This window comes from Pseudoxanthomonas beigongshangi, from assembly GCF_016820515.1.
Lineage (GTDB): Bacteria > Pseudomonadota > Gammaproteobacteria > Xanthomonadales > Xanthomonadaceae > Pseudoxanthomonas_A > Pseudoxanthomonas_A beigongshangi.
On record NZ_JADHDV010000002.1, the window covers coordinates 118,085 to 130,788 of the forward strand.

11 protein-coding genes are annotated in these 12,704 nt (G+C 66.9%); 3 read left to right on the forward strand and 8 right to left on the reverse strand.

The genetic code is table 11. The annotated features are described in order from the left end of the window. Positions 1-13 precede the first annotated feature (13 nt). On the forward strand, positions 14-952 hold the full coding sequence (locus tag IQ458_RS02050) for an MBL fold metallo-hydrolase (RefSeq protein ID WP_203321748.1): 939 nt from the start codon (positions 14-16) through the stop codon (positions 950-952). A gap of 837 nt (positions 953-1,789) precedes the next feature. On the opposite strand, the gene IQ458_RS02055 is transcribed toward IQ458_RS02050, so the two are convergent. Then, positions 1,790-4,162, reverse strand: a complete 2,373-nt coding sequence (locus IQ458_RS02055; RefSeq protein WP_203321749.1) for a Tex family protein — start codon at positions 4,160-4,162, stop codon at positions 1,790-1,792. 159 nt (positions 4,163-4,321) lie between these two features. Here IQ458_RS02055 and pip point away from each other — a divergent pair, with 159 nt between their 5' ends. Further along, a complete protein-coding gene (pip, locus tag IQ458_RS02060; protein WP_203321750.1) occupies positions 4,322-5,275 on the forward strand; it encodes a prolyl aminopeptidase in 954 nt (317 codons plus the stop codon). Positions 5,276-5,280: 5 nt separating this feature from the next. Beyond that, on the forward strand, positions 5,281-5,766 hold the full coding sequence (locus IQ458_RS02065; protein WP_203321751.1) for a DUF7004 family protein: 486 nt from the start codon (positions 5,281-5,283) through the stop codon (positions 5,764-5,766). A 103-nt stretch (positions 5,767-5,869) separates the two neighbouring features. On the opposite strand, the gene IQ458_RS02070 is transcribed toward IQ458_RS02065, so the two are convergent. The 7 genes from IQ458_RS02070 to rpsF form a co-directional block, all read right to left on the reverse strand. After that, positions 5,870-6,547 carry a YiaD family glycine zipper/OmpA-like lipoprotein gene (locus tag IQ458_RS02070; protein WP_183641658.1) on the reverse strand — a complete coding sequence of 226 codons (678 nt, stop codon included), beginning with the start codon at positions 6,545-6,547 and terminating at the stop codon, positions 5,870-5,872. Positions 6,548-6,672: 125 nt separating this feature from the next. After that, positions 6,673-8,151: a WS/DGAT/MGAT family O-acyltransferase gene (locus IQ458_RS02075; RefSeq protein WP_183641661.1), complete on the reverse strand. Its 1,479-nt coding sequence runs from the start codon at positions 8,149-8,151 to the stop codon at positions 6,673-6,675. A 59-nt stretch (positions 8,152-8,210) separates the two neighbouring features. After that, entirely contained in the window at positions 8,211-9,641 is a 1,431-nt protein-coding gene (locus IQ458_RS02080) for a cryptochrome/photolyase family protein (RefSeq protein WP_203321752.1), read from the reverse strand. An 8-nt stretch (positions 9,642-9,649) separates the two neighbouring features. Continuing rightward, positions 9,650-11,047, reverse strand: a complete 1,398-nt coding sequence (locus IQ458_RS02085; RefSeq protein ID WP_183641666.1) for a replicative DNA helicase — start codon at positions 11,045-11,047, stop codon at positions 9,650-9,652. Positions 11,048-11,323: 276 nt separating this feature from the next. Next, complete coding sequence (rplI, locus tag IQ458_RS02090; RefSeq protein ID WP_183641669.1) at positions 11,324-11,773, reverse strand: 50S ribosomal protein L9; 450 nt, start codon at positions 11,771-11,773, stop codon at positions 11,324-11,326. A gap of 127 nt (positions 11,774-11,900) precedes the next feature. After that, positions 11,901-12,131, reverse strand: coding sequence for a 30S ribosomal protein S18 (gene rpsR, locus IQ458_RS02095; RefSeq protein WP_079726029.1), 231 nt, complete (start codon positions 12,129-12,131; stop codon positions 11,901-11,903). 11 nt (positions 12,132-12,142) lie between these two features. Then, positions 12,143-12,571, reverse strand: a complete 429-nt coding sequence (gene rpsF / locus IQ458_RS02100) for a 30S ribosomal protein S6 (RefSeq protein ID WP_141453032.1) — start codon at positions 12,569-12,571, stop codon at positions 12,143-12,145. Between the last annotated feature and the right edge of the window lie 133 nt (positions 12,572-12,704).

Genomic DNA, 12,704 nt, shown 5'->3' on the forward strand with positions numbered 1-12,704 from the left:
GGAGACGATGTCCATGAAACCCCTTGTCCTGAAATCCGTGGGCGCGTTGGCGCTCACCGTGTCGCTGGCCGCCTGCGGTGGCCAGGCACCATCGAGCGCCGACACGCCCGTGGTCGAAGCGCCCAAAGCGACCGAACCGGTCGCCGAACCGCTGAAGCTGGAGGTCTACAACCCCGGCCCGGATGGCATCTTCGCGGTGTCCTCCGTGCTGGTCACCGGCCGCGAAGACGCCGTGCTCATCGACGCGCAGTTCTCCACCGCCGACGCGGCGAAACTGGTCGAACGGATCAAGGCATCCGGCAAGCGGCTGACCACGATCTACATCAGCCATGGCGATCCGGATTTCTACTTCGGTCTGGAGACATTGAAAGCCGCTTTCCCGGACGCGAAGATCCTGGCCACGCCGCAGACCATCGCCCACATCCGCGAAACCAGCGCGGGCAAGCTGGCGCACTGGGGTCCGATTCTCGGCGCCGGCGCGCCGAAACAGATCGTCGTGCCCGAGCCGCTGGCCGGCGACCGCCTGGACCTGGAAGGGCGGGAACTGCAAATCATCGGTCTGGACGGGCCCACGCCGGATCGCAGCGTCGTCTGGATTCCCTCGATCCGCGCGGTGGTTGGCGGCATCCCGGTGATCGCCGGTGAACATGTGTGGATGGCCGATACCCAGACGCCGCAATCGCATGCCGACTGGCTGGCCATGCTGGATCGGATTGCCGCGCTGAAGCCGGAGACGGTGATCCCGGGCCACTTCGAACCAAACGCGCCGCAGGGCCTGGACGCGGTGCGCTTCACCGCCGACTACATCCGCGCCTACGACGAGGAAACGGCCAAGGCGAAGGATTCCGCCGCGCTGATCGCGGCGATGAAGACACGCTACCCGCAACTGGGCGGCGTTTCCTCGCTGGAACTGAGCGCCAAGGTCAGCAAGGGCGAGATGCGCTGGCCTTGAATGGCACCGCCCTGCTCCCGCTTGCGGGAGCAGGTGGCGCGAAGCGTAGGATGAGGACGCCTTTCGCACGATGCCGCTCTGTCGGCTTGCCCCCATCCGCCTTCGGCACCTTCCCCCGCAAGCGGGGGAAGGGATCATCCAATACTGGGTCGCAAGACCATCTGGCTGCGGACGCAAGCAGATAGCATCAGTTATATCCGCAACATGCCCTTCCCCCGCTTGCGAGGGAAGGTGGCGCGAAGCGCCGGATGGGGCGCTCTTCGCGCGATGCCACCCTGCCGGTTTGCCCCCATCCGCCTTCGGCACCTTCCCCCGCAAGCGGGGGAAGGGAGCATCCAATGCTGGGTCGGAAGACCATCTGACCGCGGATGCAAGCGGATAGCGTCAGTTACATATCCGCAACATGCCCTTCCCTCGCAAGCGGGGGAAGGGAGCATCCAATGCTGGGTCGCAAGACCATCTGACCGCGGACGCAAGCGGATCGCGTCAGTTATATCCGCAACACGCCCTTCCCCCGCTTGCGGGGGAAGGGATCATCCAATGCTGGATCGCAAGACCATCTNCAAGACCATCTGACCGCGGACGCAAGCGGATCGCGTCAGTTATATCCGCAACACGCCCTTCCCCCGCTTGCGGGGGAAGGGATCATCCAATGCTGGATCGCAAGACCATCTGGCTGCGGACGCAAGCGGATAGCGTCAGTTACATCCGCAACATGCCCTTCCCCCGCTTGCGGGGGAAGGTGGCGCGAAGCGCCGGATGGGGGCGCTCTTCGCGCGATGCCACCCTGCCGGTTTGCCCTCACCCGCCTTCGGCAATTCCATCAAGCACGAGGCATCAATCCTTCCCGCGCGCCCGCGCAAAAGCCGCGGCCAGCGCGTTGTCGGCGGGAGGTGCCGAGGTGCGAGGCGCACCGCCCTGCCCGCGCCCGCCACCATCGCGGCCGTTGCGCGGACCGCTTTCGCCTCCATTGTTCCCACGCGCACCTTGCGCACCACGCTCCTCGCGCACAGGCGGCGGCGTGTCGTCCAGGCGCCGGGTCAACGCGATGCGCTTGCGCGGGATGTCCACTTCCAGCACCCGCACCTTGACGATGTCACCGGCCTTGACCACTTCGCGCGGATCCTTGACGTAGCGATCGGCCAGCGCGGAGATATGGATCAGGCCGTCCTGGTGCACGCCGATGTCGACGAACGCGCCGAACGCGGCCACGTTGCTGATCACCCCTTCCAGGATCATGCCCGGCTTGAGGTCCTTGATGTCCTCGACACCGTCGGCGAAGCGCGCGGCCTTGAACTCGGGACGCGGATCGCGACCGGGCTTCTCCAGTTCCTTGAGGATGTCGCGCACGGTCGGCACGCCGAACTTCTCGTCGGTGTACTCCTCGGCGCGCACGCCGCGCAGGAAGCCGGCGTCTCCGATGATCTGCTTCACCTTCCGGCCGCATTTGGCCAGGATGCGCTCGACCACCGGATAGGCTTCCGGATGCACCGAGGACGCGTCCAATGGCTGGTCGCCGTCGGCGATGCGCAGGAAGCCGGCGCACTGCTCGAAGGTCTTCTCGCCCAGGCGCGGCACCTTCAGCAATTCCTTGCGCGACTTGAACGCGCCGTTGGCGTCGCGGTAGACCACGATGTTGTCGGCCACGCTGGAGGACAGGCCCGATACGCGGGTCAGCAGCGCCGCCGAGGCCGTGTTCACGTCCACGCCGACCGCGTTCACGCAGTCCTCGACCTTGGCATCCAGCGCGCGTGCCAGCCGGAACTGATCGACGTCGTGCTGGTACTGGCCCACGCCGATCGCCTTGGGCTCGATCTTCACCAGTTCGGCCAGCGGATCCTGCAGGCGACGGGCGATCGACACCGCGCCGCGCAGGCTCACGTCCAGGCCGGGGAATTCGCGGGCAGCGAACTCGGAAGCCGAATACACCGACGCGCCGGCCTCGCTGACCACGATCTTCTGCATCTTCAGTTCCGGGGCCAGCTTGATCAGATCGCCGGCCAGCTTGTCGGTCTCGCGGCTGGCGGTGCCGTTACCGATCGAGATCAGTTCCACCTGGTGCTTGATGCACAGCGCGCGCAGCACGTGCAGCGACTGATCCCACTGGCGCTTGGGTTCGTGCGGATAGATGGTGGCGGTATCGACCAGCTTGCCGGTGCGATCCACCACCGCCACCTTCACGCCGGTGCGCAGGCCCGGGTCCAGGCCCAGCACGGCCTTGGGACCGGCCGGCGCGGCCAGCAGCAGATCCTTCAGGTTGTCACCGAACACCGCGATGGCTTCGGCCTCGGCCTTCTCGCGTGCCTGGTTGAACAGATCCAGCAGCAAGTGCATGTGCAGCTTGGCGCGCCAGGTCAGCCGGCACGCGTCCAGCAGCCACTTGTCGGCCGGACGGCCCTGCGCGGCGACGCCGGCATGCTTGGCCACCCGCCCCTCGGCCAGCAGGTGACCCGCTTCGGCTTCGTTGCCGGGATCCAGATCCAGCAGCAGGATTTCCTCGCGGCGCGCGCGGAACAGCGCCAGCAGCCGGTGCGAGGGAATCTTCGCCAGCGATTCGGCGTGGTCGAAATAGTCGCGGTACTTGGCGCCCTCGTTTTCCTTGCCATCGGCCACGCGCGCGCGGATCACCCCGACCTCGTGCATCCAGTCGCGCAGTTCGCCGACCAGTGCGGCGTTCTCGCCCCAGCGCTCCATCAGGATCGCGCGGGCGCCTTCCAGCGCCGCCTTGACGTCGGCCACGCCCTTCTCCGCATCCACGTAGGCGGCGGCGACGGCTTCCGGCACCTGCGAGGGATCGGCCAGCAGGCCATCGGCCAACGGCTCCAGCCCGGCCTCACGCGCGATCTGGGCGCGGGTGCGGCGCTTGGGCTTGTACGGCAGGTACAGATCCTCCAGCCGCGCCTTGCTGTCGGCGGCTTCGATGTCGGCGCGCAGTTCGTCGGTCAGCTTGCCCTGCTCCTCGATGCTCGCCAGCACCGCGGCGCGGCGATCCTCCAGCTCGCGCAAGTAGGTCAGGCGCGTTTCCAGATTGCGCAGTTGGGTGTCGTCCAGCCCGCCGGTGACTTCCTTGCGGTAGCGCGCGATGAAGGGGACGGTGGCGCCTTCGTCGAGCAGCGCGATGGCGGCCTGTGCCTGCGAGGTCTGGGCGCCGATCTCGGTGGCGATGGTCCGGGCGATCTGCAGGGCCAGCTTCGGATTCTTGTCTTGCATTGCTTCCGTCGAAAAAGACCCGGGCGTCGGGTGGGATGCCGATTGTGGCAACCCCGGACCGCGCGCGAAACGGGTTGACAGGCGAGTAAATTCAGCTCATGCCCATGGCCGGAGACGCGCCTGCGCTATCCTTCGCGCAAACGTAAAAGGATCCCGCACGTGCGCGAGCTGTACCCCGAGATCGAGCCCTACCGCACCCAGCGGCTGGCCGTGGACGACCTGCATACGCTGTACATCGAGGAATGCGGCAATCCGGACGGCCTGCCGGTGCTGTTCCTGCACGGCGGTCCCGGCGCCGGCCTGTCCGCCTACCATCGGCGCTTCTTCGATCCGGCGCGCTATCGTATCGTGCTGTTCGACCAGCGCGGCGCCGGCCGTTCCACCCCGTCTGCGGAACTGCGCGACAACACCACCTGGCACCTGGTCGCCGACATCGAGCGGATCCGCGAGCACTTCGGCATCGATCGCTGGGTCGTGTTCGGCGGTTCGTGGGGCTCCACGCTGTCGCTGGCCTATGCGCAGGCGCATCCGGATCGCGTGCTCGGCCTGGTGCTGCGCGGCATCTTCCTTGGCCGGCCGGGCGAACTGCGCTGGTTCAACGAACTCGACGGCGGCGCACGCTGGATCTTCCCGGAACGCTGGGAACGCTACCTGGCCTACATCCCCGAGCCTGAGCGCGACGAGATGGTCGAAGCCTACTGGCGGCGCCTGGACGGCCCGGATCCGGCGGTCCGGCTGGAGGCCGCGCGCGCGTGGAGCGACTGGGAGGGCGGCAGCACCACCCTGCTCCACGATCCCGCCGAAGCCGGCAACTTCGAGGATCCGAAGGTGGCGGTCAGCGTCGCCCGCGCCGAGGCCCACTATTTCCGCCACAACGTGTTCCTGGAACCGGACCAGTTGCTGCGCGGCGTCGACCGCATCCGCCACATCCCCGCCACCATCGTGCATGGCCGCTACGACATCATCTGCCCGATGAAGAGCGCCCACGATCTGGCGCAGGCGTGGCCGGAAGCCGATCTGCGGGTGGTGCTGGCGGGCCACAGCGCCGCGGATCCGGCCATCGTCGACGCGCTGGTGCAGGCCACCGACGCGCTGGCCGACCGCTTCGCCTGAGCGGCATGCGCCGGCACTTCAAGACCCTCTCCGATGGCGCGCTGATCGAATTCGATCGCGGCCAGTTCGACGACTGGTGCGTCTACCTGACGCCACCGGGCGCATCGCGCTTCGCCCCACGCGATGCCTGGTATTTCGGCGAATTGCAGGCGCTGGCGGCGCGCCACGGCGCCTACCGCCTGTACGAGGATTTCGTGCGCGTATACGACCGCACCAGCGCGCAGGCCAGTCCCGCCGTGCTGGCGTGGATCACCGGCCTGTCCGCCGCCTATGGCGAGGACGCCTTGTTGGTGGATCAGCTGTTCACCATTCTCTACGCGGGCATGGTCGCCGAGGAGAACAAGGTCAACGGCCCGCTTGGCCGGCGGATCAAGCGGCTCGGCATGTACCAGGCACTGATCGAAGGCATGCCGGCCAGCGAGGCGGCGAACTACAGCCGCAACGTCGATGCCAGGCGACTGGATGGCGAATGCCGGCGGCGCGGATTCTGATCTTCCCGCGGGCGTGTGCAATCGCGGCGGAAGACGCGGGACGCAAGCAGAAAGGGCCGCTTGCGCGGCCCTTTCCTCTTTCATTCCGCGAATGCCGCGATGTTCAGGAACGCACCGGCAGCACCCGGATCTCGACGCGGCGGTTGAGCGCGCGGCCGGAATCGGTGTCGTTGCTGGCAATCGGATAGCGCTTGCCCATGCCGACGATCTCGAAGCGCTCGCGCATCACGCCCTGGCCGATCAGGTAGTTGCCTACCGACGCGGCGCGCTGTTCGGACAGCCGCTGGTTGACCGCATCGCTGCCGATGCTGTCGGTATGCCCGGTCACTTCCACGATGGTCTGGTTGTACTCGGACAGGGTGCGGGCAACGTTGTTGAGCGCCGGGTAGAACTGCGGCTTCAGGTCCGCCTTGCCGAAATCGAAGGTCACGCCGTCCGGCAGGTTGAGCTTGATCACGTCGCCATCGCGGCTGACGTCGATGCCGGTGCCCGCGGTCTGGCGGCGCAGTTCGGCTTCCTGGCGATCCTGGTAGGCACCGATGGAACCACCGGCCAGGCCACCGACGCCCGCGCCAATCAGCGCGCGCTGACGACGATCGGTCGCATCCTTGCCGCTCAGCAGGCCGACCGCCGCGCCGATGCCGGCACCGATCAGCGCACCGGTGCGGGTGCGGTTGGGATCATTGGGATCGTTGGTCTGGCCGGTATAGCTGGCGCAGGAACTCAACACCACCGCGGCGCCAAGCGCGATCAGCGTGGTCTTGACGGTGTACTTGTTCATGGACATCTCCTCGTCGTGTGGGAACGCATCCCGCCAAATCATTCAGCGTCGGCGAAAAATACCGAGTCCGTTCTGTCTGATAGCTAAAGCGCCGTGAAGATCCGGAAAAGCATGCACCTTCCTGTTCAGCTTGCTGGCGCGGTTTGCTCCAGCATCGACTCGGCCGCGCCGGCGTCGAGGGTGTAATCCCAGTTCCCCATCAGCGCCAGGTACAGCAGCTTCTCGAACTCCGGCCCGAAACGGCGGATCACCGCGTCGGGATCCGGGACCAGCTTCGCGTCGGCGATCAGGCCGAAGTGCACGCGGCCGTTGTAGCTGAGGATGGATACGCCGATGCCGATGGAACCGGTCTGCGGCACCCAGAACATCATGTCGCGCACCCGGCTGCCGCCCATGTAGAGCGGTTGCTGCGGCCCGGGCACGTTGGTGGCCACCGCGGTGGCCTTGCGGCTGAAGAGCTCCAGCGCGACGCCCTGCAAAGCCGCCGGCGCCATTCCGAGTGCCGCAAGAAGTCCAAATGCAACAATGGCTTGGCGAGAGTTTTTCAAGTTGTTCATGCAATTGGCGACCCGCTCCACCCGGCGGATCGGATTGGCCTCGCCGACCGGCAGATCCAGGAACACCAGGCCGAAATGGTTGCCCAGCTTGCGCGCGTGTTCCAGCGGCCGCAGGTTGACCGGCACGGTCGCGCGCAGGGTCACGCCATCGACGTTCTCGCCGCGTTCGAGCAGGTAACTGCGCAGCGCGCCGGCCGCGGTGGCCATCAGCACGTCATTGACGGTGCAGTCGCAGGCGCGCCCCACCGCCTTGACCTCCTCCAGATCCAGCGGCTCGGCCCACGCCACCCGCTTGCTCACGCCCAACGGCCCGCGCAGCAGCGTGGGCGGATCGTCGGACAGCGCCAGTGCCGCCAGCAGCTCGCGGCCGATTTCGCCGCCCTCCTTCGCCAGCATCGTCGCCAGGGTCGGATCCCGGTACATCTCCATGCCCTTGCCGAGCATCTTGCCGCCGAGCTTGACGTAGCGATCAATCGCGCCGACCCGGCGCACCACTTCCACGCCATCCTGCTTGAGCCAGGCGGCGCGCAGTTCGCTGCCGCGATCCGGTTTGCGGGTGGTGTCGGTCAGCGACAGCAGCACCTGCACCAGCGCGATGCCGTCGGCATAGCTGTGGTGGATGCGCGCCACCAGCGCGGAGCCGCCGCGATAACGCTCGACCAGGTGGAACTGCCAGAGCGGTTTGGTCTTGTCCAGGGGCGTGGACGCCATCTGGCTGACGAAACGTTCCAGCGCGCGTTTTTCCGATTGCGGATCGCTGCGACCGGGCAGCGCGGACAGGCGCACGTGCCAGTCGATGTCGAAATTCGTGTCTTCCACCCAGGCCGCGCCGGCGGCGGTGTCGACCGCCTTCTGGAGGAAGCGCGGATAGGCGAGGAAGCGCTTGCGGATCACCTGCTTGAGCCGCTCCAGCGTCATCGGCTCGTCGAACATCAACACGCCGGTGATCATCATCGGATTGGTCGGCCGGCACATCCGCAGCCAGGCGGTATCCACCCGCGACATCGCCTCGCGGCGCGGCTTGCCCGGCCCTTTCTTGGTCGCCATGCTGCCCTCCCTTCGCTGCGTTCGAGTGAAGCACGCGGCGGCGAAAGGCGTCAACGCGGCTAGCCGCCGCTGGCCCGGTACGCGGCCAGCGCGGCTTCGCGGCCTTCGGCCAGGTCCACCAGCGGCGCGGCGGGATAGTCCGGTGCCAGCCGCGCGGCGAGCGCCGGCGATTCCCACGGTGCGAAGCGGGCCGGTGGCGGCAGTCCGCGCAGTTCCGGCACCCAGCGGGCGATGTAATCCCCGTGCGGGTCGAACCGGCGCGCCTGGGCGACCGGATTGAACACGCGGAAATACGGCGCCGCGTCGGCACCGGTGCCGGCGGTCCATTGCCAGCCCAGGGTGTTGTTGGCCAGGTCGGCATCGACCAGCGTGTCCCAGAACCAGCGCGCGCCATGCAACCAGTGCAGGCGCAGGTGCTTGGTCAGGAAGCTGGCGACGATCATCCGTACCCGGTTGTGCATGTAGCCGGTGGCCCACAACTCGCGCATGCCGGCATCGACGATGGGCACGCCGGTGCGTCCGCGCTGCCAGGCCGCCAGAACGCCGGCCCCGGGGGTGGCCCAATCGAATCCATCGAAGCGCGGATTGAGATTGCGTTCGGCGGTGTGCGGGAAGTGATGCAGCAGGTGCCAGGCGAATTCTCGCCAGCCCAGTTCGCGCAGATAGGCTTCGACGTCGGCGGCGTTGGCCGCCGTGCGCGCCTGCTCCAGCGCGGCGGCGATGCGCCACGGCGCGATCTCGCCGAAGTGCAGATGCGGCGACAATCGCGAGGTTCCCACCCGGTCCGGCCGATCGCGGTCCTCGCGGTAGCCGCGCAAGGCGCCCTCGATGAACACTTCCAGCGCTTCCGCCGCGCCGGCTTCGCCGGGCTGCCACTGATCCCAGAATCCCCGATCCCAGCCGATGGCCGGGGCCAGTCCCAGCGCTTCCAGCGGCACACCGGCCGCCACGTCGTGCGCCGGCAACCGCGCCGGTGCGCGCCATCGATCCCGCCAGCGCGGAGCGAGCGCCTCCCAGCGCGCCCGCGCATTGCGCCAAAACGGCGTGAACACCCGGTACGGCGTGCCCTGCCCGGTCGCCAGATCCCAGGGCTCGAACAGCAGGCTGCCGTTGGCGCTTTCCACCCGCAATCCCTGCCCGCGCAGTCGCTTCTTCAGCGCGGCGTCGCGCGGCTGGGTCGCCGGTTCGTATTTGCGGTTCCAGAACACCGCGCGCGCGCCGCTGTCGCGTAACAGCGCCTGCAACGCCGCGTCGGACGGACCGGCGCGCAGATGCAGCGCGGAGCCACGTGTGCGCAGGTCGGTGTCCAGTGCGCGCAGCGAACGATGCCGCCACGCATCCGACGCCGCGCCGGGGAGCCAACCGCCCTCTTCGTCCGGTGCATGGATGTACACCGGCACCGGCGTGTAGCCCTCCTCCAGCGCCATCCGCAGCGCCGGGTTGTCGTCCAGGCGCAGATCGTTGCGGAACCAGACCAGGGCGAGCGGCATCGTGGCGCTTATTCGAAGCTGCCGATCGAATCGTGGGACAGGTTGTCGAAGCGGGTGTACTCGCCGAAGAACTTCAGCTTGCACGAGCCGGTCGGGCCGCTACGCTGCTTGCCGATGATGATTTCGGCCAGGCCCTTGTCCGGCGAGTTTTCCTTGTTGTAGTAGTCGTCGCGGTAGATGAACACGATCATGTCCGCGTCCTGCTCGATGGCGCCGGATTCGCGCAGGTCGGCCATCACCGGGCGCTTGTCGGTACGCGTTTCCAGCGAGCGGTTGAGCTGGGACAGCGCGATCACCGGCACGTTCAGTTCCTTGGCCAGGCCCTTGAGCGAGCGCGAAATCTCGGAAATCTCGGTCGCGCGGTTCTCGCTGTTGCCGGGCACGGACATCAGCTGCAGGTAGTCGATGACCACCAGGCCCAGGTCGTGCTCGCGCTTGAGCCGGCGCGATTTGGAGCGCAGCACCTCCGGCGACAGGCCGGGCGTGTCGTCGATGAAGATCTTGGTTTCCTTGAGCATCCGGATCGCGCTGGTGACGCGGCTCCAGTCCTCGTCTTCCAGTTGGCCGGTGCGCAGGCGGGTCGCGTTGATGCGGCCGTTGGAGGAAATCAGGCGCAGCGCCAGCTGGGCCGCGGACATTTCCATCGAGAACACCGCCACCGCCTTTTTCGACTTGATGGCGGCGAACTCGGCGATGTTCAGGGCGAAGGTGGTCTTGCCCATGGCCGGACGCGCGGCCAGGATGATCAGGTCGGTCGGCTGCAGGCCGGCGGTCATCTGATCGAAGTCGGTGTAGCCGGTCGGCAGGCCGGTGACGTTGCCGCCGTTCTCGAAGCGGTGCTGCAGGACCTCGAAGGCGTCCTTCAACGCCGAATTCATGCCGACGAAATCGGTGCGTCCGCGCGCGCCGGCCTCGGCGATGGCGAACACCTTCTGCTCGGCCACGGCCAGCAGTTCGGCGCTCTCGCGGCCCTCGGGCAGGAAGGCGTCGTTGACGATGCCGGTGCCGACGTCGATGAGCTGGCGCATCACCGCCTTGTCGCGGACGATTTCCGCATAGGCCACGATGTTGGCGGCGGATGGCGTGGAGCTGGCCAGTTCCACCAGGTAGGCGCCGCCGGCGACCTGCTCCAGGTGTCCCTGCGATTCGAACCATTCGCCCAGGGTCACCGCATCGTAGGGACGATTGCGTTCGGCCAGTTCGCTGATGGCGCGGTAGATCAGCTGGTGATCGCGCCGGTAGAAATCGTTGTCGGTGAGCTTGTCGTTGATCCGGTCATAGGCTTCCGGCGCCAGCATCAGGCCGCCCAGCACCGCCTGTTCCGCCTCGATGGAGTGCGGCGGCACCCGCAACTGTTCGATACGCGCATCCTGCGGGTCGTTGCGGAAACCTTGGCGGGCGGACATGGGGGTGACGGACTCCTGTGACCGGTGCGGGACGAACGGAACGGGACTGGTCATGGTAGTCGCTCCACCGCAGGGTGGTTGCAGATAACCATGTGGATAACCGGTGGGAATCTCAGCAGCTGAGACCCGGCCGGTGAAGGAAGCAGTGCGCCGACGGACGGCAACGTGATGCCCGCGCGCCCCGTTCGACGAGACGTGTCTGGAGATAACACGTCGGAATACAAATGGAAACGGGCGCCGCGAGGCGCCCGTTCCGGTACCGCATGGCCCGGGTTATCAGGCTTCGGCTTCGACGACCACCTTGATGGGGGTTTCGACGTCGGCATGCAGCTTGGCGATGACTTCGAACTCGCCGATGTTGCGGATCGGGCCTTCGCCCATCACCACTTCGCTCTTTTCCAGCGGCAGGCCGGCGGCGGTGAACGCGTCGGCGATGTCGCGCGGGCCGACCGAACCGAACAGCTTGCCTTCGGTCGAAGCGTTGGCCTTGATGGTCACGCTGGCGCCTTCCAGCTTGGCGCGGCGGCCTTCGGCCTCATCGTGCACGGACTTGGCCTTGGCTTCGTACTCGGCGCGCTTGGCTTCGAACTCGGCCAGGTTGGCGGCGGTCGCCGGCACGGCCTTGCCCTGCGGGACCAGGTAGTTGCGGCCGTAGCCGGGCTTCACGTTGACCTTGTCGCCGAGGACGCCGAGGTTGGTGACTTTCTGCAGAAGAATCAGTTCCATCGTATTGCTCCGTATTCGTTAGCGGGGTTTGCCCGCAGCGTGGGCTGTCCGAATGACAGTGAAGAAAGGAACCTCCCTTGCGAGGGAGGCTCCACCGCCGGGCGCCTGGGCGCCCGGCCATCGACGCTTACACGTCGTGGTTGTCCGTGTACGGGATCAGCGCCAGGAAACGCGCGCGCTTGACCGCCGTGGCCAGCTGGCGCTGGTAGCGGGACTTGGTGCCGGTGACGCGGCTCGGGACGATCTTGCCGGTCTCGGTCAGGTACTGGCGCAGAGTGTTGAGATCCTTGTAGTCGATCTCTTTCACGCCTTCGGCCGTGAACTTGCAGAACTTGCGGCGACGGAAGAACTTGGACATGGGGGTGCTCCTTAAGCGGCTTCAGCGTTGTCGGAGGATTCGGCGGCGGCTTCGTTGCTCTCGCCTTCGTCGTCATCGCGACGGCGACGCTCGCCACGCTCCGACTTCTCACCCTTCTCGTCCTTGTTCTTCATGATCAGGGACTGCTCGGTGTCGGCGCCATCGCGCTTGATCACCAGGTGACGCAGGATCGCGTCGTTGAAGCGGAAGGTTTCCACCAGCTCGTTCAGCACGGCCTGGTCGGCCTCGATGTTGAGCAGGACATAGTGGGCCTTCACCAGGTTCTGGATCGGGTAGGCCAGCTGGCGGCGGCCCCAGTCTTCCAGACGGTGGATCTTGCCGTTGCCGTTCTCGATCAAGCCCTTGTAGCGCTCGATCATCGCGGGCACCTGCTCGCTCTGGTCCGGGTGGACCAGGAATACGACTTCATAGTGACGCATCGTTTTTACCTTTCGGATGTGGGCCCGGCGGCCTCGCGGCGCCGGGCGGGACAGCCCCCCGTCGCCCGGATGGGCGCGGTGGAGCAAGGACCCCGTTGCCCGCATGGGCGTCAGGGAGCTGGAAATTATGGCA